This window comes from Kitasatospora sp. NPDC051914, assembly GCF_040680995.1.
Taxonomy (GTDB): Bacteria; Actinomycetota; Actinomycetes; order Streptomycetales; family Streptomycetaceae; genus Kitasatospora.
The window spans coordinates 289,599-309,243 of sequence record NZ_JBFAXX010000001.1 but is presented as its reverse complement, the minus strand read 5'-3'; the positions used below and the strand labels follow the sequence as shown (position 1 = coordinate 309,243).

Annotated in this window: 23 protein-coding genes; 18 read left to right on the top strand and 5 right to left on the bottom strand. The window is 74.9% G+C overall.

The window, feature by feature from the left end; genetic code table 11:
• The first annotated feature begins 191 nt into the window (after positions 1 to 191).
• The 15 genes from AB0M03_RS01565 (at position 192) to AB0M03_RS01495 (ending at position 12,116) form a co-directional block, all read left to right on the top strand.
• Complete coding sequence (locus tag AB0M03_RS01565) at positions 192 to 1,778, top strand: family 10 glycosylhydrolase (RefSeq protein WP_363487156.1); 1,587 nt, start codon at positions 192 to 194, stop codon at positions 1,776 to 1,778.
• Between the two features lie 136 nt (positions 1,779 to 1,914).
• Complete coding sequence (locus AB0M03_RS01560) at positions 1,915 to 2,355, top strand: hypothetical protein (RefSeq protein WP_363487154.1); 441 nt, start codon at positions 1,915 to 1,917, stop codon at positions 2,353 to 2,355.
• A 50-nt stretch (positions 2,356 to 2,405) separates the two neighbouring features.
• Positions 2,406 to 2,828, top strand: coding sequence for a spore-associated protein A (locus tag AB0M03_RS01555; RefSeq protein WP_363487152.1), 423 nt, complete (start codon positions 2,406 to 2,408; stop codon positions 2,826 to 2,828).
• Between the two features lie 26 nt (positions 2,829 to 2,854).
• Positions 2,855 to 3,382 (top strand): RICIN domain-containing protein, encoded by a 528-nt coding sequence (locus AB0M03_RS01550; protein WP_363487150.1) that lies wholly within the window; start codon positions 2,855 to 2,857, stop codon positions 3,380 to 3,382.
• 282 nt (positions 3,383 to 3,664) lie between these two features.
• Positions 3,665 to 4,324, top strand: a complete 660-nt coding sequence (locus AB0M03_RS01545; protein WP_363487148.1) for an NAD(P)H-dependent oxidoreductase — start codon at positions 3,665 to 3,667, stop codon at positions 4,322 to 4,324.
• Between the two features lie 66 nt (positions 4,325 to 4,390).
• Positions 4,391 to 4,813 carry a DUF1801 domain-containing protein gene (locus AB0M03_RS01540; RefSeq protein ID WP_363487146.1) on the top strand — a complete coding sequence of 141 codons (423 nt, stop codon included), beginning with the start codon at positions 4,391 to 4,393 and terminating at the stop codon, positions 4,811 to 4,813.
• 37 nt (positions 4,814 to 4,850) lie between these two features.
• Complete coding sequence (locus tag AB0M03_RS01535; protein WP_363487144.1) at positions 4,851 to 5,309, top strand: NTP pyrophosphohydrolase; 459 nt, start codon at positions 4,851 to 4,853, stop codon at positions 5,307 to 5,309.
• A gap of 143 nt (positions 5,310 to 5,452) precedes the next feature.
• Positions 5,453 to 5,836 (top strand): sortase-dependent protein, encoded by a 384-nt coding sequence (locus AB0M03_RS01530; RefSeq protein WP_363487142.1) that lies wholly within the window; start codon positions 5,453 to 5,455, stop codon positions 5,834 to 5,836.
• Between the two features lie 31 nt (positions 5,837 to 5,867).
• A complete protein-coding gene (locus AB0M03_RS01525; RefSeq protein WP_363487140.1) occupies positions 5,868 to 6,524 on the top strand; it encodes a class F sortase in 657 nt (218 codons plus the stop codon).
• A gap of 116 nt (positions 6,525 to 6,640) precedes the next feature.
• Complete coding sequence (locus tag AB0M03_RS01520) at positions 6,641 to 7,471, top strand: hypothetical protein (protein WP_363487138.1); 831 nt, start codon at positions 6,641 to 6,643, stop codon at positions 7,469 to 7,471.
• Positions 7,472 to 7,494: 23 nt separating this feature from the next.
• On the top strand, positions 7,495 to 8,202 hold the full coding sequence (cseB, locus tag AB0M03_RS01515) for a two-component system response regulator CseB (protein WP_363487136.1): 708 nt from the start codon (positions 7,495 to 7,497) through the stop codon (positions 8,200 to 8,202).
• Entirely contained in the window at positions 8,199 to 9,410 is a 1,212-nt protein-coding gene (locus tag AB0M03_RS01510) for a HAMP domain-containing sensor histidine kinase (RefSeq protein ID WP_363487134.1), read from the top strand. Before cseB ends, AB0M03_RS01510 begins: the two co-directional genes overlap by 4 nt.
• A gap of 129 nt (positions 9,411 to 9,539) precedes the next feature.
• A complete protein-coding gene (locus AB0M03_RS01505; RefSeq protein ID WP_363487132.1) occupies positions 9,540 to 10,691 on the top strand; it encodes an NAD(P)/FAD-dependent oxidoreductase in 1,152 nt (383 codons plus the stop codon).
• Between the two features lie 33 nt (positions 10,692 to 10,724).
• On the top strand, positions 10,725 to 11,420 hold the full coding sequence (locus AB0M03_RS01500; protein WP_363487130.1) for a TetR/AcrR family transcriptional regulator C-terminal domain-containing protein: 696 nt from the start codon (positions 10,725 to 10,727) through the stop codon (positions 11,418 to 11,420).
• 147 nt (positions 11,421 to 11,567) lie between these two features.
• Complete coding sequence (locus AB0M03_RS01495; protein WP_363487128.1) at positions 11,568 to 12,116, top strand: LURP-one-related family protein; 549 nt, start codon at positions 11,568 to 11,570, stop codon at positions 12,114 to 12,116.
• 86 nt (positions 12,117 to 12,202) lie between these two features.
• Here the strand turns inward: AB0M03_RS01495 and AB0M03_RS01490 are convergent, their stop codons facing one another.
• The 3 genes from AB0M03_RS01490 to AB0M03_RS01480 all read right to left on the bottom strand — a co-directional run bounded on the left by AB0M03_RS01490 (position 12,203) and on the right by AB0M03_RS01480 (position 15,145).
• Positions 12,203 to 13,435, bottom strand: a complete 1,233-nt coding sequence (locus tag AB0M03_RS01490) for a cytochrome P450 (RefSeq protein WP_363487126.1) — start codon at positions 13,433 to 13,435, stop codon at positions 12,203 to 12,205.
• Positions 13,436 to 13,511: 76 nt separating this feature from the next.
• On the bottom strand, positions 13,512 to 14,906 hold the full coding sequence (locus AB0M03_RS01485) for an FAD-dependent oxidoreductase (RefSeq protein WP_363487123.1): 1,395 nt from the start codon (positions 14,904 to 14,906) through the stop codon (positions 13,512 to 13,514).
• Positions 14,903 to 15,145 (bottom strand): ferredoxin, encoded by a 243-nt coding sequence (locus AB0M03_RS01480; RefSeq protein WP_363487121.1) that lies wholly within the window; start codon positions 15,143 to 15,145, stop codon positions 14,903 to 14,905. Before AB0M03_RS01480 ends, AB0M03_RS01485 begins: the two co-directional genes overlap by 4 nt.
• Positions 15,146 to 15,310: 165 nt before the next feature.
• Here AB0M03_RS01480 and AB0M03_RS01475 point away from each other — a divergent pair, with 165 nt between their 5' ends.
• Positions 15,311 to 15,853 carry a histidine phosphatase family protein gene (locus AB0M03_RS01475; protein WP_363487119.1) on the top strand — a complete coding sequence of 181 codons (543 nt, stop codon included), beginning with the start codon at positions 15,311 to 15,313 and terminating at the stop codon, positions 15,851 to 15,853.
• A 270-nt stretch (positions 15,854 to 16,123) separates the two neighbouring features.
• On the opposite strand, the gene AB0M03_RS01470 is transcribed toward AB0M03_RS01475, so the two are convergent.
• Together AB0M03_RS01470 and AB0M03_RS01465 are read right to left on the bottom strand one after the other, a co-directional pair.
• The gene (locus AB0M03_RS01470) at positions 16,124 to 16,816 is read right to left on the bottom strand and encodes a CBS domain-containing protein (RefSeq protein WP_363487117.1); all 693 of its coding nucleotides are present in this window, start codon (positions 16,814 to 16,816) and stop codon (positions 16,124 to 16,126) included.
• A gap of 72 nt (positions 16,817 to 16,888) precedes the next feature.
• Positions 16,889 to 17,335 carry a universal stress protein gene (locus AB0M03_RS01465; protein WP_363487115.1) on the bottom strand — a complete coding sequence of 149 codons (447 nt, stop codon included), beginning with the start codon at positions 17,333 to 17,335 and terminating at the stop codon, positions 16,889 to 16,891.
• Between the two features lie 561 nt (positions 17,336 to 17,896).
• On the opposite strand from AB0M03_RS01465, the gene AB0M03_RS01460 reads away from it, so the two are divergent.
• Together AB0M03_RS01460 and AB0M03_RS01455 are read left to right on the top strand one after the other, a co-directional pair.
• On the top strand, positions 17,897 to 18,772 hold the full coding sequence (locus AB0M03_RS01460) for a universal stress protein (RefSeq protein WP_363487113.1): 876 nt from the start codon (positions 17,897 to 17,899) through the stop codon (positions 18,770 to 18,772).
• A 54-nt stretch (positions 18,773 to 18,826) separates the two neighbouring features.
• Positions 18,827 to 19,477 carry a hypothetical protein gene (locus AB0M03_RS01455; RefSeq protein ID WP_363487111.1) on the top strand — a complete coding sequence of 217 codons (651 nt, stop codon included), beginning with the start codon at positions 18,827 to 18,829 and terminating at the stop codon, positions 19,475 to 19,477.
• Positions 19,478 to 19,645 lie beyond the last annotated feature (168 nt).

Genomic DNA, 19,645 nt, shown 5'->3' with positions numbered 1-19,645 from the left:
TGCCGGACCGGTCGATCATCCCACCCGGCCACCCGCCCGACGCCAGAACCGATCACGCCAACCGCGCGCCGCGCATTCGGCGGCATCCCCGACCTCCTTCGAGGGACCCTCCGGCGTCCCGCGGAAAGCCCACGAGGGGCGCGGGGAACTGCGCAATCCCAGTCGTCGGCCGAGTGCCTTGGAGCGGATGGATGGACGTGCCGTGGGTGCGGCGCCCGGGGCGCCGTGAGTTCCTGGCCCTGCTCGCGGCGGCCGCCGTCGCCGGTACCGCCGCGCCCCCGGCCGCAGGCAGGCCACGCGCCGTCAAGCGGCAGATGCGCGGCCTGTGGATCGCCTGCCTGAACCACACGGACTGGCCCGCCCGCAGACGGCTCGGCACCGAGCAGATCCGGGCGGACTTCGTCTCGATGCTGGATGCGGCCGTGGCGACCGGCTTCAACGCGGTGTTCGTCCAGGTCCGCCCGACCGCCGACGCGCTGTGGCCGTCGCCGTACGAGCCCTGGTCGCAGTGGCTGACCGGCACTCAGGGGCAGGACCCGGGCTGGGACCCGCTGGCCTTCATGATCGAGGCTTCGCACCTCCGCGGGCTGACCTTCCACGCCTGGTTCAATCCGTTCCGGATCGCGATCCACACCGACCCCGGCCGCCTGGTGGCGGACCATCCGGCGCGGCGCAACCCGGACTGGACGGTGGCCTTCGACGGCGAGCTCTACTACAACCCCGGCATCCCCGCCGTGCGCGAGTTCGTCCTGGACGCCGTGATGGACGCCGTGACCCGCTACGAGGTCGACGGCGTCCACATCGACGACTACTTCTACCCGTATCCGGCGCCGGACGGCCGGGGCTTCCCCGACGACGCGGCCTTCGCCGCCCACGGCCGCGGCTTCACCGACCGGGCGGCCTGGCGGCGCGACAACATCGACCTGACCGTCCGGCAGCTCCGCGACCGGGTGCGGGCCGCCAGGCCGGACGCCGCCTACGGCATCGCCCCCTTCGGCGTCTGGCGCAACAGGTCCACCGACCCGGCCGGCTCGGCGACCACCGCGCTGCAGTCGTACGACGCGCAGTTCTGCGACTCCCGCGGCTGGGTCCGCAAGGGCTGGGTCGACTACATCGCACCCCAGCTGTACTGGCACATCGGCTTCGCGATCGCGGACTACGCCGTCCTCGCCCGGTGGTGGGCGGCGCAGACGGACGGCACCGACACCCAGTTGTGGATCGGCCAGTCCGCCTCCCGCCCGGGCGCCCCGGGGCGCCCGGCCCCCTGGCAGGACCCGGCGGAGCTCTCCCGCCACCTCGCGCTCAACGCCACCCTCCCGCAGATCGGCGGGGACGTCTTCTTCAGTGCCCGCAGCGCCCGAACCGACCGCATCGGTGCCATCCGGCAGCTGGCGGCCGACCACTGGTCCCGGCCCGCGCTCGTCCCGCTGCTGCCGAGGCTCGCCCGCACCGCACCGCCCGCGGCACCGGAGCTGCGCCCCTCCCCCGACGGGCAGGGCCTGCAGGTCGCCCCGTGGCCCCGCCCCGGGCGCCCGCACCCGTTCCAGTACGCCGTCTATGCGTACGACGCCGACCCGGGCCCGCACCCGCCGGCCGACCCCGACCGCCTCGCCGCCCTGCTCCCCGCACTCTCCGTCGACCGGTACCGGCCGCCGGGCACCTCGTCCGCCTCCTGGTACGCGGCCACGGCCGTCGACCGCGCCGGCCGCGAGAGCGCGACCGGCCGGGTCCTCCGCTTTCCCCCTGGTCCGACCGGGCCGCTCGTAGAAGGCGAGTAGTCGACGAGGAGCCGACGGATAGCGGCCCCGTGAAGACTCTTCCCCGGCAGGTCGCCCGCGGACTTCGGTGAACGTCTCCACGACGTCCCGGCGGGCGCCCCTGCCCTGTATGCACCAGCCAGGGGGAGGAGAAGCGATGAGGACGAAGCGAATAACAGGGGTGCTGGCCGCACTCGCGATGGCGGTCGCCACGGGCGTGGCGGTATCCGTCACGCCGGCCTCGGCGGCCGGCGGATGCGCCGGGAGGATCATCGACCACCAGGACCTGACCGCCATCAACGGGCCCTACGTGGGGCAGTTCGTCGGCCGGGTCAACCTCTACTGGGACGGCACCTACAACTGCGTCGTGTTCACCAAGGCGGGCGGCCCGTACTACGGCGTCCCCACACCGATGGGCGTCCTCATCGAGAACGAGGCCGGAGAATTCCGGCAGGACCCCACGGAGCGGACCTTCTACTCGTACTACGCCGGCCCGGCCAAGGTCAACGGCGTGGGCCAGAGCATCAGGTGGACCGCCAAGCTCCTCGACTCGTCGGACACGGTCATCGCCCACTACGAGCAGGACTTCTACCACTGACGGTCCGCCCGGCAGCAGTCCCGCACCATTCGACAGGAATGAGTACCTCCATGAAGCACGGAAAAGTCCGGCGCGCCGCCGTCGGTTCGGCGGTCCTGGCCGCCGCAGCCGCCACGGTCGTCACCGCGCCCGGCCCGGCCTACGCGGCGGGCTACAACGGCGCCTGCGGCGCCGGCTACCGCGTGATCGACTCACTGCCGCTCGACGCCACCGAGGACGGCGGCACGGTGTATCTCACGTACAACCGCACCAACGGTTACAACTGCGTCGTCACCGTACGCAACACCCCCGGCGACCCGATCTGGATGAGCGCGTCGATCAAGCCGAGCGGCACGGAGGATTACCACAGCGAGCAGAACCTCTTCACCACGTACGCCGGACCGGTCTACCTCCACGCGCCGGGCCGCTGCATCGACTGGGACGGAAGCATCGGGTACGCCTACAACTGGCAGTTGAACTCCCACTGCGGCTGAGCGGGGAAAGGACAGCGGGAACTTCTGTGTTCGGTATACGAAAGGCGGCCCTGGCGGGCCTCGCCGCGATCAGCGGCCTCGTACTGGCGCTCGGCCCGGCGGCCCCCGCATCGGCGGAGGAATCCGTCGAAGGACCGTTCACCATCGCCAACCCCGGCACCGGGAAGTGCCTCGAAGTGGCGGACTGGAGCGACCTCAACGGTGCGGCGATCCGGCAGTGGGACTGCCACGGCGGGCTGAACCAGCTGTGGTACATCGTCGACGTGAACCTCACCGGCTACTCGACCCTCGTCAACGCCAGCAGCCACAAGTGCGTCGACATCCCCGGCGGAAACGTCGGGAACGGTGTGCAGCTGATCCAGTGGGACTGCCACTACGAGAGCAACCAGCGGTGGGCCATGCTCTATCCGCACGGGGACGGCCCGGACCGCGAATTCGCCTGGGGCTCGTACCGGATGGAGATCGGCGGCTACAGCCGTGCCAACGGCGCCCCCGCGCAGCTGTGGGCCCGGAACGGCGGCGAGAACCAGCAGTGGGGTGTCGGCGTCCGCTGAGACGCCCTCCGCGGCTTCGGCCTCCGGCTCCACCCGGGGACTCGCAGAAACCGGCCCCGCACGCACGGCGTGCGGGGTCGCCGCCGTCCGCGAACTCACCGGGCACGCGTGATCCTCACCGGGAAACGCCCCCGGCGGCGGCGGCGACACACCCGCCGGTGACCACCGCCGTTCCCGGGCAGCGCCTGCCCGCCCGGGCAGGATGGAGGCCGGGCCGGACGGCGGCCCGGAGCAGCGGCCGGGTCCTCGGGCGCTGCTCACGACACGCCCGAGGAGGCGCCCATGACGACCGATCAGCGACCCGACCCGGTGCGGGTGTTCGTCCTCGGCGGCTCGCTGCGCACCGACTCGCTCAACACCCGGCTGGCGGCGCTGGTCGCCCGGCTGGCCGAGGAGGACGGCGCCGACGTCGACCTCGCGGGCCTGCGGGAGTTCGACATGCCGCTCTACGACGGCGACGTCGAGGCCGGCACCGGCCTCCCGCCGGGCGCCCTGGCGCTGCGCGAACGGCTGGCCGCCTGCGACGGCTTCGTGATCGCCGCACCGGAGTACAACGCCTCCGTACCGGGCGCGATCAAGAACGCCGTCGACTGGGTCTCCCGGGTCCGGCCGCAGCCGTTCAAGTCCAAGCACGCCCTGCTGGTCTCCGCCTCCCCGTCCATGGTGGGCGGCAACCGCGGGCTGTGGGCGCTGCGCGTACCGCTCGAACACCTCGGCACCCGGGTCTATCCGGACATGTTCAGCCTGGCCCGGGCGCACCGGGGCTTCACCGAGCGGGGCGACCTCGCCGACGCCGAACTGCAGACCCGGCTGGCCGAGGCCGTGGGCGCCTTCCTCCGCCTGGTCGAGGCGGACACCCGGTACGTCTGCCTGCAGCGCCGCTGGTACGAGTTCCTCGGCGACCGCACCGACGCGCCCGTCACCGAACGCTCCGAGGCCTGACCGGCCGGCCGCGCCGGACCGCGTGGCACGCGTCCGGCGCCCGCACCGTACGGGCATGCTGGTGGCATGGGTGAGCCGAAGACCGTCCCGACCGACGCCAGCCCGGAGGACTTCCTCGCCGGCGTCCCCGACGAACGCCGCCGCACCGACGCCCGGGCCCTCTGTGCCCTGATCGCCGAGGCCACCGGCGCCCCGCCCCGGATGTGGGGCGGGTCGATGGTCGGCTTCGGCACCTACCACTACCGCTACGCCAGCGGCCGCGAGGGCGACTGGCCGCCCGTCGCCCTGGCCCCGCGCAAGCAGGCCCTGGTGCTGTACATCGCCGAGGGCTTCGAGCCCCACACCGAACTGCTCGCCAGGCTCGGCCCGCACGGCACCGGCAAGGGCTGCCTCTACCTCAAGCGCCTCGCCGACGTCGACCGGGACGCCCTGGCAGAGATGGTCGCCGCCGCCTTCGACCGCCTGAACGGCCGCACCGTGACGCCGTGACACCGCATCCGGCACCGTGGTGGCAGGCTTTCGGGCCATGGAGGAGAGCGAGGCCGTGGAGACTGCGCCGCTGGTGCTGGTGGATGCCGCCAATGTGGTGGGCTCGGTGCCCGACGGGTGGTGGCGGGACCGGAGGGGTGCGGCGGAGCGGCTGCGCGATGCGCTGGCGGCCGTCGCCCGGGACGGGCTGGCGGAGCGCACCGGCGCCCCGGAGTGGTCGCGCACCGGGCCGCTGGAGCTGGTCCTCGTCGTCGAGGGCGCTGCGCGGGGCGTGGCCTCGGTGCCCCTGGTCCGGGCCGACTCCGCGTCCGGCAGCGGCGACGACCGGATCGTCGACCTCGTCCGGGCGGCCCTCGCCGCCCACCCGGACCGCAACTGCCTGGTCGTCACCGCCGACCGCGGGCTGCGCGACCGCGTCACCGCCCTCGGTGCCGAGGTCGTCGGCCCGCGCGCCGTCCGGCCGGCGCAGCCGCGGCCGGGAGGTGCCCCGGCCTGAGACCCACCGGGCCGAAGGCTGTTACGGGACCGCGCGGTGGCTGTTACACGGTCGGCGGCAGGCCGTGAGGGGCGGTTCCTAGCGTGTGGCGCACCAGCTCGCGTTCACCGGAACGGGAGTGGTGAGCACTCGGAGGAATCCAAATGTCACGTACCTCGTCCGCGCACCGCGCGGTGCGTTCCGCGCTGGTCGGTGCCGGGGCGGTTGCCGCGGTGGTGCTGTCCGGCGGGGCCGCGCTCGCCGACGGTCCTTCGGCCTCACCGGTGCCGACGGCGACCCGCAGCGCCGAGCCCACCCTGCCGGCGGAGTCCGGGGCGCGGCCCAGCGCCGTCCCGAGCCTGTCGCCCGTCGGGCCCGACGGCACCCGCAGGAGCGGGGCGGTGCCCAAGGGCGGCGCCCAGACCGGTGAGGCGGACACCGGCGGCTCGCCGACCGCGGTGGTCCTCGGCTCGGCGCTGGCGCTGGCCGGCGCGGCCGGGATCGGTACCGCGGTCGTCCGCCGCCGGCGTGGCAGCGCACAGGCGTAGCCGGAACCGGCGCGGCCGGCGCCCCTCGTGGGTGCCGGCCGCGTCGGCCGGCGCGCTCGCCCTGTCGCTCGGGCTCGGGACGGTGGCACTGGGGGTGGCCCCCGACGCCGAGCCGGTGCGGATCTCGTACACCGGCCCGGACGCGCCCCCGCCGGGCGACCCGGGCCCCACGGCCGCCCCGGCCGGAACCGGGAGTTCGGCCGGAGCCGGGACCGCCCGCACGGCGGAGCTGCCGTTCTCGCCGCCCGTCCGCCTGCTGATCCCCCGTATCGGGGTGGACGCACCGGTCGGGTCCGTCGGGCTGAACCGCGACGGGACGGTGGAGGTCCCGCCGCTGGACGAGCCCGGGCTGGTCGGCTGGTACCGCAACGGCCCGGGGCCGGGGCAGCGCGGCCCGGCCGTCCTGCTCGGCCACTACCGGACGCGCAAGGGTTCGGCGGTCTTCAACCTCCTGCCGTCGGTGCGGCCCGGCGACGTGGTCCGGGTGCGCCGCGAGGACGGCCTGACGGTGACGTACGAAATCCGGGCGGTCCGGCAGTTCCCCAAGGCGCAGTTCCCCACCGACCTGGTGTACGGCGCGACGCCCGACGAACAGCTCAGGCTGGTCACCTGCGGCGGATCGCTCGGGGGCGACGGGCACTTCAGCGACAACATCGTCGTCCTCGCGGACCGGATCGACACTCCGTGAACCGTGCCCGCAGCAGTCCTCCCACGCCCGCCCGAGGGCGGCCGGAAGGCCATGGGGCAGACTGTCAGGCCCCGCCGGAAGTCCCGACGGGCCGTCATGGAAAGGCACCGCTCCGCGTGAGGAAACGGACAGCTCCCACCGCCCTCACCGGGCGCACCTCCCGGGCGGCCGGGGCCGCCGCGGCGGTCGCCGCCGCCTTCGCGGCGGTCCTGCTGCTCGCCGGCTGCGACAGCCCGGGCACCCTGCACGACGCCGGTCCTGCCCGGCAGGTCGCGGACCACCCGAGCCCCGAGCCGCTGTGGCCGGCGGCGGCCACGACCGCGCCGGCGGCGACCCGGTCGGCCACGGAGGAACCCCCGCCGTCCCCGCTGCCCGGGCTGGCGGCGCCGGCCGACGGGCTCGGGCAGCTCGACGCCAAGGCGGTGCTGTCCCACGATCCCGGGCTCAGCGACCTCGAGCAGCGCGCCCTGTCGGGCGGTTGCACCGGCTGCACGGTGCAGCCCGCCCGCTACCGGGACCTCAGCGGCGACGGCCGGCCGGAGCTGATCACGGCCGTGCTGATGCCCGAGGCCGGCCTGCGGTGGGCCACGCTCCGCGTCTACACCGCGCGGGACGGACAGGTCCTGCCGGCGCTGTCGGTCTCCGTGCAGGCCGGGTTCACCGCCGACACGGTCGGCCGGGACCTCGTCGTGCACGAGCCGAACGGGCCGCTCGCCCGCACCACCAGCACCTACCGCTGGGAGTCGGTGCGGATGGCCTTCGTCGACCGGCAGACCGTCTGGAGCGGGCCCGCCGACGGCGCGGTCGGCTGCCCGACCCCGGAGCCCACCCTCCCGTCCGCCCGGCCCACCGCCGCGGACGACCCGCCGGTCGGTCCGGACGGGCGGCGCACCGCGCCGTCCGCGGTCCCCTCCCCCGTCCGTCCGACCCCGACGAGGCAGCGATGACGGCCCCGCCGACGCCCCCGCCCATGCCCCGCATCCTGCTCGTCGAGGACGACGAGGTGATCCGCGAGGCGACCCAGATGGCGCTGGAGCGGTACGGCTTCCCGGTCGACACGGCCGCGGACGGCCTCCAGGGGCTGGAGCGGTTCCGCGCCGCGCCGCCCGACCTGGTGCTGATCGACGTGATGCTGCCGCTGCTCGACGGTGTCGGCCTGTGCCGCCGCATCCGTGAGGAGAGCAGCCTGCCGGTGCTGATGATGTCGGCCCGGACGGAGGCCGTCGACGTCGTCTCCGGTCTGGAGGCGGGCGCGGACGACTACGTGGTGAAGCCCTTCGAGATCGCCGTCCTGGTGGCCCGCATCCGGACGGTGCTGCGGCGCACCGGGCCGGCACCCGCGCCGGTGCCGGAGACGGTCGCGGAGGCGCCCCCGCCGGGGCGCTCCGCGGTGCGGGTGATCGACGACCTGGAGGTGGACACCGACGCCATGGAGGTCAGGGTGGCCGGCGCACCCGTGCCGCTCACCCCGACCGAGCTGCGGCTGCTGCTCGAGTTCACCGCGGCGCCGGGCGTGCTGATGGAACGGCAGACCCTGCTGTCCCGGGTGTGGGACTACTCCTGGGACGCCGACAGCCGTGTGGTGGACGTCCATGTGCAGCGGCTGCGCGCCAAGATCGGGGCGGGCCGGATCGAGACCGTCCGCGGCTTCGGCTACCGGCTCAGGCGGGTGCCGTGACGCTCCGTCGGCAGATCGCCGCCGTCATCGCGCTGGTCTCCTGCCTGGTCGCGCTGACGGTCGCCGTGCTGGTCCACCGGGCGTCCGTCGACCAGCACACCGACCAGGCCCGCGCCTCCGCCGAGGCGGCCCTGGACGCCGTGCTGACCGGCTACGACCGCTCCGGTGAGCTGGTCGGCGGCTGGCACGCGGCGATGGACGACCCCGCGGTGCCGGCCGAGCTGCGGGCGCTGGCCGGGCGCGGCCGGCAGGGCTCGGTGCTCGGCCCGAGCCCGGAGGGCAGGGCGATGTGGGCGGCGGCCGGGGTCGGCGGCCACGTCGTCTCCGTCCGGCTGGACTTCACCGGCGACGAGCGGGCCGTCGCCGACCTGGACCGCGCGGTGCAGATCGCCGCCGCGCTGTCCGTCGTCGTCACCGTGCTGGCCGGGGTGCTCGCCGCGGACCGGATCAGCCACCGGCTGCGCACCGCCGCCCGCACCGCCCGCACCATCGCCGCCGGCGACCTGGACGCCCGGATCGGGCCGCTCGGCCGTCCCCGCGACGAGGTGTTCGAACTGGCCGCCGCCGTCGACTCGATGGCCGCCGCGCTGCGCCGCCGGCTGGAGAACGAGCAGCGCTTCACCGCCGATGTCGCGCACGAGCTGCGGACGCCGCTGACCGGCCTGCTCACCGCCTCCGAACTGCTGCCGGACGGGCGTCCGACCGAGCTGGTGCGCAACCGCGTCCGGACCCTGCGCGACCTCACCGAGGACCTGCTGGAGGTCTCCCGGCTGGACGCCAACGCGGAGGCGCCCGACTTCGCCGACCTGCCGCTGGCGCACCTGGTGGCCCGTACGGCGGCCGCCGCCGGACGCCCGGTCGAGCTGGTGGTCGCGGCCGACGCCGTGGTCACCACCGACCCGCGCCGCCTCGACCGGATCCTCGCCAACCTGGTCGCCAACGCCCACCGGCACGGCGCACCGCCGGTCGCCGTCCGGGTGGAGGGGCCGGTCGTCACCGTCCGCGACCACGGGCCCGGCTACCCGGAGGAGGTCCTCCGCGACGGCCCGCAGCGCTTCCGCACCGGCGCCCAGGAACGCGGCCACGGCCACGGCCTGGGCCTCACCATCGCCCAGGGCCACGCCGAGGCCGTCGGCATCGCCCTCCACCTGCGCAACCATCCCGACGGCGGCGCCGTCGCCGAGCTCCGCCTCCCCCGCGCCCGCTGAACCCGGCCGTCCCGTCCCGCCCCGGGAACGGCGTGCGCATTGACGAACTTGTTCGTTACGAACATGTTCGTTACGCTCGAACGCAGGGGCGCCCGGCGTGGACGCCTCGCCGCCCGAAGGAGGAGCAGCATGTCGGACCGGCACTTTCCCCTCGTCGTCCTGGGCGCCGGGCTCGGTGGCCTCACCCTGGCGCGCGTCCTGCAGGTGAACGGCCTGCAGGCGGCCGTCTTCGACCTGGAGGCCTCGCCGGAGGCACGGAGCCAGGGCGGCATGCTCGACATCCACGAGGAGTCCGGCCAGCGGGCCCTGCACGCCGCCGGCCTGTGCGAGGGCTTCCGCACGCTCGTCCACGAGGGCGGGGAGGCACTGCGGGTGGTGGCTCCGGACGGCACGGTGCGCCTGGACCGGGCGGACGACGGCGCGGGCGGCCGCCCGGAGGTGGACCGCAGCCACCTGCGCGACCTGCTGCTGGCGTCGCTGGCGCCCGGGACGGTGCGCTGGGGCAGGAAGGCGGTGGCCGTCCGGGCCCTCGGCGGCGGCCGGCACCGGGTGGAGTTCGCCGACGGCACCACGGTGACCGCGGACCTGCTGGTGGGGGCCGACGGCGCGTGGTCACGGGTCCGCCCGCTGCTGTCCGCGGCGGTCCCCGCGTACACGGGCATGTCCTTCGTGGAGGCCGACCTGCACGAGGCCGAGGCCCGCCACCCCGCCGTGGCCGCCCTGATCGGCGGCGGGTTCTTCCTCTCGGTGGGCGAGGGGAAGGGCTTCCTCGCGCACCGCGAGCCCGACGGCAGCGTCCACGTCTACGCGGCGCTGCAGGCCGCGGAGGGCTGGCTGGACGGCCTGGACCTCGCCGACACGCCGGCCGCCAAGCGGGCCGTCCTGGCCGAGTTCGACGGCTGGGACGAGGGCCTGCGGGCCCTGGTGGCCGACGCGGACGGCACGCTGGTCGGCCGCCGCATCCACGCCCTGCCGGCCGGCCACCGGTGGGACCGCACGCCCGGCGTGACGCTGCTCGGCGACGCCGCGCACCTGATGTCCCCGTTCGCCGGCGAGGGCGCCAACCTCGCCATGCTGGACGGCGCCGAGCTGGGGAAGGCGCTCGCCGCCCACCCGGGCGACACCGAGGCCGCCCTCGCCGCCTACGAGCGGGAGCTCTTCCCCCGCAGCGCGGCCTCGGCGGAGATGTCAGCCGCCAGCATGGCCATGATGTTCGGTCCGGACGGCCTCCGGGGCCTGCTCGAGCAGTTCGCGGCGCACGCCCCGGACGGAGCGAACTAGTTCGTCACGAACACGGCTCGCTACGGTGGGGGCATGAGTACGCCCAGCCCCCGCCCCCGCCCCCGCAGCCGCCGCGAACGGCCGGCCAAGCCCGCCCTCACCCACCGGGGCATCGTCGCCGCAGCCGTACGGCTGATGGAGGCCGAGGGGCTGCAGAAGGTCACCATGCGCCGCCTGGCGCAGGAGCTCGACACCGGTCCGGCCTCGCTGTACGTCTACGTCTCCAGTACGGCCGACCTGCACGCCGCCATCCTGGAGGAGTTCCTCGGCGCGGTGGACCTGGGCCCGGCCGCCGAGGACGGCGACTGGCGCGAGCGGCTCACAGCCGTCCTCGGCTCCTACACCCGGGTGCTGTTCCGGCACCCGGCGCTCGCCCACTCCGCCCTGCTGGCGAGGCCGTTCGGCCCGAACTACCTGGCCCTGGCCGAGGCCGTCCTCGCCCTGCTCCACGAGGGCGGGGTCCCGGACGCGCAGGCCGCCTGGGGCGTGGACGTGCTGCTGCAGGTGGCCACCGCCACCGCGGCCGAACAGTCCGCCCGCGACCGCGACACCGCCGCCGAGTCCGACCACCGCGCCCTGGTGGGAGCCCTCGGGGCGGTGTCCGCCGACTCGCACCCGCGGATCGCCGCCCTGGGCGCGGACCTCGTCTCCGGCACTCCCGAGGAGCGCCTGGCCTGGACGTTCCGCGCGGTCATCAACGGCACCCTGGCCACACCCCGGACCGTCTGACCGCCGGCCGGCCGTTGCGGGAGCCGACGCGGTCACCCGGATGCCGACCCATACTGAAGGCATGGCCAGGACGCCCGGCCGAACCTGCCACCGGCCGGCCCCCGGCACACCGCCGCACGGGGCGGTGAGGGCGGAAAGGACGGCACCATGTTCCACGACCGACGGGAGCGCCGGGAGGCCAACCGGGCCTTCGACCACGGCGACGGGGTGACCCACTACCGCATGCAGCAGAAGATGGTCTCCATCGGGGACGACTACTGGATCGACAACGACGCCGGGGAGCACGTCTACAAGGTGGACGGCAAGGCGCTGCGCGCCCGCCGCACCTACCACCTGGAGGACCGCCAGGGCCACCGGGTCGCGACCGTCCAGAGCCGGCCGATGCGGATCAAGGACTCGATGGCGATCGAGGACGGCGAGGGCCACCGGGTCGCCGTCGTCAAGAAGGCCCTGATCAGCCCGCTCCGCAACCGCTGGACCATCAAGCAGGAGGACGGCGACGAACTCTCCGTCGAGGGCAACGTCGTCGACCACGAGTACACCATCGAGCGCGACGGCTACAAGATCGCCGAAGTCTCCAAGAAGTGGTTCCGGATCCGGGACACCTACGGCGTGAACATCGGCCCCGGCGCCGACCACCCCACCGTCCTAGCGGCGACCGTCGCCATCGACTCCATGGCCCACCCCGGCGACTGAGACGAGCCCCCGAACCGCTTCCGGCACCGCGGAGTCCGTCTCGGTGCCGGTCCGGCGCCGCAGTCGTGCCGGGCCCGGGGGTGCCCCTACGGGCGCACCCCGTCGATGGCGATCCGCAGGTGGCGGGGGCCGCGGAGGACGGCGTTCTGGCGGTAGGGGGGCGGGTCGTCGACGAGTCGCGGGTTGTCGAGCCGGCGGGCGAGTTCGGCGAGGGCGAGCTGGGTCTCCAAGCGGGCGAGCGGGGCGCCGAAGCAGCTGTGGATGCCGCTGCCGAGCCCGAGGTGCTGGACGTCCTTGCGGTCGGGGTCGAACCGGTCCGGGTCCTCGAACCGCTCGGGGTCGCGGTTGCCCGACGCGAGGACGAGCCACATCGCGGAGCCCTTGGGGATGGTGACGCCGCGGATCTCGATGTCGGTGATGGGGGTACGGTTGGGCAGCATCTGCACGGGCGGCTCGTACCGCAGCAGTTCCTCGACGATCGGCACGGCCAGCCGCGGCTCGTCGCGCAGCCGCTGCAGGACGTCCGGGTGGCGCAGCAGGGTGAGCATGCCGTTGGTGATGAGGTTGACCGTCGTCTCGTGGCCGGCGATGAGCAGCAGGGCGGCGGTGCTGAGCACCTCCATGGTGCTCATGGGGCCGTCGGGCCCGTGGCCGGTGGCGAGTTGGGAGAGCATGTCGTCGCCGGGCGACTTGCGGCGGTCCTCGATCAGCCCGGCCAGGTACATCCCGAGCTGCATCCGGGCGTCCTTGGCGACCTTGAGGCGCTCGGCGGAGTCCTGGTCGGGCCGCGGGTCGAGGGTGCCGACGAGGGTGTCGGCCCAGCCGTGGAACTGCGGCTCGTCCTCGCGGGGGACGCCGAGGAGCCGGCAGATCACGGTGACGGGGAAGGGGTAGGAGAAGCGGTCGACCAGGTCGATGGTGTCGCCCTCCAGACCGTCGATCAGGCCGGTGACGATGGTGTGCAGTTCGCCGCGCATGCCGTCGATGCGGCGGGGGCTGTGCGGCGGGCCGAAGGGCCGGTTGGTCATCGCGCGCTGCCGGTCGTGCTCGGGCGGGTCCAGCCGCAGGAAGTTCGGCGGCAGCACGCCGTCGCCCTCCTCCTCGGGCAGCCCGGGGTCGGCGGCATCGGCCAGGTTGCGCCGCTCGGAGCTGATCCGCGGGTCGTGGAGGAGACCCTGGATGTCCCAGTAGGTGCTGACCACGAACGGGCCGTTCCCCTCCCGGTGCACCGGGTTCTTCCGCAGCTCCGCGTAGATGGGGTACGGGTCGGCGCGGTTGGCGTAGTCGGTGATCTGCTGCGCGAGCGGGGCGTGTGTCATGGCGGGTCCTTGGTACGGGTCCTCGGTGGGCCGGTGGTGGGCGCCGGCCCGGGCGGTGTGCCGGGGCCGGCGCGGGTCACGCCCGGGCGGGGGTGAAGGTGATCCGCTGGTCGGCCGGGGAGTAGCCGCTGACGCTGACCGTCGGGCCGTGCGTGGGCACGGACGGGTCGGGGAAGGCGGCGGGGACGGGCTTCCGTCCTTCGGAACGCCGGTCCACGGTGGGGTACGGCGGGGGGAAGGGCGCGACCGACTCGATCTGCCGCTGGTAGAACTGGAGCCAGCGGCCGTGGTCGAAGGTGACCGCGCCGATGACGCGCCCCTGGTGGCCGTAGACGGCGGTGAACCGGCGTTCCTCGAGCGAGCCCTGGGTGACGAGGATCTCCTCGCCCATCGAGGGCACTCCCACGGACTTGATGTTGACCCCGAACTGGGAGGACCAGAAGGCCGGCACCCACAGGTGCGGGAGGCGGTCGGTCGAAGCGCTGATCATGTTGTGCGCGGCGATCTCGGCCTGGGCGACGGCGTTGCCCCAGTGCTCCAGGGACAGGAACTGGTAGCCGAACAGCGGGTGCGGGGACCGGGCCACGTCGCCGGCCACGAACACGTCGTCGGTGACGATGCCGCGGACGTCGAAGGCCCGGCAGCCCGCGTCGCAGGCGATGCCGCGGGGGCCGGCGCCCAGCCCGGAGCCGGCCAGCCACTCGGTGTTGCGGGTGGCACCGAGCGAGACGACGACCACGTCGGCCTCGACGGTGGCGCCGTCGGACAGGTGGGCGGCGCGCACCCTGCCGGCCGCGTCCCCCTCCAGGGCGGTCACCATGACGCCGCAGCGCAGGTCGACGCCGTGGTCGAGGTGCATCCCGGCGGCCACCTCGCCGATCACTCCGCCGAGGGCTCCCACCAGGGGGGAGGCGCCGCGTTCGGCGACGGTCACCGGGAGGTCCCGCTCCCGGCAGGCGGAGGCGATCTCCGAGCCGGTGAAGCCCGCCCCGATGACCAGCACCCGGCGGGTGCCGTCCTCCAGCCGGCGGTGCAGCCGCGCCGCGTCGTCGCGGCCGCGCAGCACGAAGACGCCGTCGAGCTGGGCCTCGGCCGGGTGGAACCACGGGCGGGCCCGGACCCCGGTCGCGATCAGCAGCCGGTCGTACTCGAGTTCGTCGCCGTCGGCGAGCATGACCTTCCGGGCGGCCATGTCCAGGCCGGTGGCCGCGCAGCCGAGCCGCCATTCGGCGTCCAGGTCGCGCCGCCGGGGCAGCGCGGTGTGCTCGGCGGACGCCTTGCCCAACAGCACCTGCTTGGACAGCGGCGGCCGGTCGTACGGCTCGTGGGGCTCGTCGCCGACCATGGTCAGCGAGCCGGTGAAGCCCTTCTCCCGGAGCGTCTCGGCGGCCCGCAGGCCCGCGAGGGAGGCACCGACGACCACGATGCGGCCCTCGCGCCTGAGCCGCTCGACGTAGGAGTCGCCGTTCACCGCGCACCCCCTTCCGCGGCCCCGGCGGGGGCCGGCTCGGGCAGGTCGTCGCGGTCGTCCAGCAGGATCGCCTGGACGGGGCAGGCCGCGACGGCCCGCTCCAGCTTCTCCTTCTGGTCCGGACCGGCGTACGGGTTGTAGAGGAGGGCCTCATCACCGTGCATGGTGAAGACGTCCGGGGCGAGGAAGGCGCATTGCGCGTATCCCTGGCAGCGGTTGAGGTCGACCACCAGCCTCATCGGCTCCGCCTTTCGAGGGGGCACGTTCCCTGCCAGCCTCGGACAGGGCGCACGGTCGTGCGCGTCGGAGCTGCCCGGAGGAGTGACCGGCCCTCCCGGCCGTCCGCCGCGCCGGTCCGTTCCGGTGCTGGCCGTCCCGGGTGCCCGCGGGGGAGGATGCGGGGTGTGAGCGCGTCCCGGACCCCCGAAGCCCGAACGCTGGTCGTGCTGCGGCACGCGAAGTCCGCCTGGCCCGAGGGTGTGGCGGACGCCCGCCGTCCGCTCGGCCCGCGGGGCCTGCGGGACGCACCGGCGGCCGGCCGGTGGCTGCGCGAGCAGGGCCTCGTACCGGATGCCGTGGTGTGCTCGCCCGCCCTGCGGACGCGGCAGACCCTCGGTCTGGCCGCCGAGCAGTGGGACGGGGCGCCGCCCACGGTGTTCGACGAGCGGATCTACGCGGCCGAGGCGGAGGAGCTGCTCGACGTCGTCCGCGGCCTGGACCCGGCGCTCGGCACCGTCCTGCTGGTCGGGCACATGCCCGGGGTGCAGGAGCTCGTGCTGCTGATGACCGCCGGGGCGGGTGACGACGGCGGCAGCGGCGACGACATGGAACGGCTGCAGGCCAAGTACCCCACCAGCGGCATCGCCGTGCTCGGACTCGGCGGTCCGTGGCGCCGCACCGCCGAGGGCACCGCCCGTCTGCTCGCCTTCGCCGTCCCCCGCGGCTGACGCCCGCGCGCCCCCGGGCCGGAAGCGGCGGCCGTGGTTCCGTTCGTCTGGCGGGTCTGCGCCGGGGGAAGGATGAATCCCGCGCCCGCCGCCGCGGCGGCGGGCCCGGCAAGGGGGCGGGGATGGGGATCTTCGGGCGGAGGAAACGGTCGGCCCACGGCACCGTGCAGGATGCGGTGGAGCCCGTGCCCCCTGCGGGGCGCTGAGGCCGACCGGGCCGCAGGACGGGCCGATGCCGGTCGGCGACGGGGAGGACGGCAGCCGGTGGGTCTACGAGGTCGCCGGGGAGTACTCCTCGGACACCTGGGCTCCCCCGGAGTCCGTCCGGTGGCCGAGGTGGCCGGTCACGCCGATGACGCCGTCCACGCTCCGGCACAGCCGTTCCACCACCGGGACCTGGCCGCGGTGTTCGACGGTGCCGACCAGGGTGACGAGCCCGTCGTGCACCTGGACGTCAAGCGTGTCCGGGTCGATGTCCAGGGTGTCGCGGAGGACGTCACGGCGGATCTCCTCCCGGATCGCCCGGTCGTGGCGGAGGAAGACGCGCAGCAGGTCACTGCTGCTGACGATGCCGACGAGTCGTCCCGCCTCGTCGACGACCGGCAGCCGCTTGAGCCGCTCGCCCTGCATCAGCCGGGCGGCCTCGACGACGGTCCACTCGGGCCGGGCGCACACCACCGGAGCGGTCATCAGGCCTGCTGCCGTGGTGGCCCTGCTGCGCGCGCGTTCACGGGGCTCCAGGTGCGGGGTGGGCAGCAGGCCTGCGGGATCCTCCCGAGCGGCTTCGTTGAGCAGCAGGTCGGCCTCGGAGACCAGGCCGACCGGCCGGTCCTCGTGGTCGAGCACGGGTACGGAGGTGATGTCGTGCTCGGCCAGGAGCCGGGCGATCTCCTTGAAGCCGGTGCCGGGCCGTACATGGACGACGGCCGAGGTCATCAGCTCTCCTACGATGCGGTGCCGCACGGGACGGCGCTCCTTTCCGGTTCGGGCGGGCCCGGACGGGCGCCGCGGGCGTGCTGGGGCCGTATGCCGGGATCAGGGCTTGGGGTGGCGGATCACGACCACGGGACACGGCGCATGCTGCACGCAGTGCTGGCTGACCGATCCCAGCAGCGCGCCGGTGAACCCGCCGAGTCCCCGGCTCCCGACCACGAGGAGGTCGGCACCGCGGGCCGCGTCGAGCAGGCACTGCACGGCGCCGCCCTCCACCACGACGGTGCGGACCTCGACCGGGTCGACCGCTCCGGCCGCCGACGCGATGCTCTCCTCCAGCGTCTTGCGTGCCATGCCGGCGAGGTCCTGGTCCACTTCGACCGGGACGGTCCAGCCGGTGGCCACCGGGTACTGCCAGGCGGTCAGTGCCTCGACCGCGGCACCCTGCGGACGGGCCTGTCCGAGGGCCCACCGCAAGGCGTCGATCGAGGCGGGTGATCCGTCGACACCGACCACGATCCGCCGCTCCGATCCGGTCCGCTCACTCATGGCTTTCTCTCCCTGTCGTGTCCGATTTTCTCAACCATCGCTTGTCCGGCGGCGGTTGGTGAGGGCCGTGCGGGCCCGCACCGCCGGGACCTTCAGCCCGGCCCGTTGTCCGCGCCGGTGACGGGACAGCCCGGGTCCACGGGCCTCCGCCACCGGCGCGCCGCGCTCCGGTCCTACAGCACCGGAGTGATCAGGCCGTAGTGGCCGGGGCGCTCCTTTGCGATCTGCTCGGGCGAACGGACGGCACCGGTCGGCCCGTCGCTCACGGTGAAGATCCTCCGAGCGCGGCCGGGTCCGTTCCCAGGGACGTCGGTCCCTGTCCGACCGGCGTCAGTCCCGCCTCCGGGCCCCGGTGGTCCCGCACGGGCGGGTCCGAACGGCGGGAGGTCGACCGCCGGAGGTCGACCGGTCCCGGGATTGCGGTGCCGTCAGGGACCACTGGCCCTCTCGTCGGCCCGGTCGGTCCCTGTGCCCACCGGGTCGACGGCGACAGAGTTCTCAGGGCGCAGGACCGACAACGGTTCCGGCCGCACACCGCCCGATCGCCACAGGAGGAAAGAGATGACGCGCTGGGTTCTGACCGGGACCGACGGATCGCCCCGGAGCGAGTCGGCGGTGCGGTGGGCCGCCGAGGAGGCCGTCCGCCGCGGCGCCGGCCTGCGGATCCTGCACGCCCGGCCCTGGCCGGACACCGCGTACGCCCACGACTCCCTCGCCTCGGAACTGCGCCCGGCCGCACTGCGTGCCCTGGCCGAGACCGCCGAACGGGTCCGCCGGGCCCACCCCGGTCTGCCCGTCGAGACCGCCGTGGTCGACGAGGACCCGGCCGACGCCCTGCTCTCGGCCGCCGAGGGCCAGGAGCTGATCGTTCTCGGTTCGCGCGGGCTCGGCGGCTTCGCCGGGCTGTTGGTCGGCTCGGTCGGTCTCGCGGTGGCGGCCCGCGTGGACGTCCCGCTGGTCCTGGTCCGATCGGACGGCACCGCCGAGCCGGAGGGCGCCGGACCGGCCCGCCGGGAGATCGTCGTCGGCGTGGACGGCCACCACGCATCGGAGGCCGTGCTGGACTTCGCCTTCGCCGAGGCCGCCCGACGCGGAGCACGGCTGCGCGCGGTCCACGGCTGGGACCTGGTGCCCGCATGGACGGCCGCCGGCTGGGTGCCGCCGCAGGTGGACGCCACCACCCAGGAGGCCACCGAACAGGCCGTCCTCGCCAAGGCGCTCGCCGGAGCACGCGCCGCTCACCCGGACGTCGACGTGGTCGCCGAAACCCGGCTCGGCGGGGCCGCCCACGCCGTGGTGGCCGCCTCCGCCGGGGCCGACCTCGTCGTCGTCGGCCGCCGCGACCGCCACCACCCCGTGGGGACACGGCTCGGTTCCGTCGCCCATGCCGTGCTCCACCACTCCGCCGCCCCGGTCGCGGTGGTCCCGCACGACTAGGGCCTGTCTCCCCGTCCGCTCCCGAGCACGTACCCGTCCGTAGAGGAGTTCCCGATGGCCGGCACGCGCCGCACCCGCATCCCCCGCCCATGGCGCAGGCACCTGTGCCGGGCCTTCGGCGCAGAGCACAACGACCTGGCGCGGGCGGTGGACCGGGCCCGCAGCCGCTCACTGGTCCTCGCCGCGCTCGCAGTCGGCCTGGCGGCGGTGCTCGGCGCCGCGTTCGCCAGGGCCGACCTCGGCGCGGCCGAACGCCGCGCGGAGGCGGCGGCATCCCACCTGCACCGCGTCGACGCGGTCCTGCTCACCGCGGCCCGCTCCACGGCCGGCACCCCCGACGCGCAGACCGACCGCTACCGGGCCACCGCGGCATGGACATACCCCTCCGGACAGCCCAACAGCGGCGCGGTCGGTCTGACCCGATGGGCCCGGGCGGGCTCCACCACCGCCGTCTGGGTCGACGACACCGGCCGGCTCGCCACTGCCCCACCGAGCACCGCCGAGCTGCTCCCCGGCGCCGTGAGCTCCGGCCTGCTCGTCCTCGGCGGACTGCTCACCCCCGTCGCCTGCGGTCTCGGCCTCCGGCTGGCCGGCCTGAACCGCCGGGCCGACGCTGCCTGGCAGCGGTCCTGGGCCGAGTTCGAACCGGTCTGGACCGGACGCGCCGCCCGCAAGCCCCGCAACGGCGACGTCCGGCGCGACTGAGCAGGCACTGCCCGGGCCTGGGGCCGACCGAACGGGCCGTCACCGAGGTGCACGGTCGGGCACGTCGCCGGGCGAAGAGGACCGGCCGGTACGGGTCCGCAGACCGTTCGGTCCCGCCCGGCCGATGCACCCGTCCGGGCGTACGGTGCGGTGGCCGAGGGCGTGGGT